The following is a 389-nucleotide window of genomic DNA, read 5'->3' on the forward strand; positions in this document are numbered from 1 at the left end:
GGTCAGGGCGGGCAGCCGCATCAACATCATCTGCCCCGAAGCGGAGCTGCACGTGGAGGTGCGGTCGTCGACCGACGACGGGATCCGGCACGCCCGAGCGGGCATCGAGAAAGCCGCCGCCCGGCTCCGCGTACCCGGCACCACCGCCACCGTCCGGCAGACCGAAGCCTGTCCGGCGATGGAGGACACCCCGGCAGCGCGCGCCATGTTCGCCCACGCCGTGGACGCCGGCAGGGAACTCTCCGTCGCTCTGGGCGCCGCAGCCACCGGCGGCGTCGGCGACGCCAACACGATCGCCGGCGCCGGTGTCCCCACCCTCGACGGCCTCGGCCCGGTCGGCGGCGGAGACCACGGCCCGGACGAGTGGCTCGATGTCACGACCGTTCCGT

1 protein-coding gene is annotated in these 389 nt (G+C 74.3%); it reads left to right on the forward strand.

Annotated elements, in window-relative coordinates:
- Nucleotides 1-389, forward strand: a 389-nt coding sequence (locus tag AC1DYK_RS36130; RefSeq protein ID WP_478170643.1) for a M20/M25/M40 family metallo-hydrolase, incomplete at both ends; no start/stop codon positions are given.

Source organism: Variovorax sp. P2_H12 (assembly GCF_056403395.1).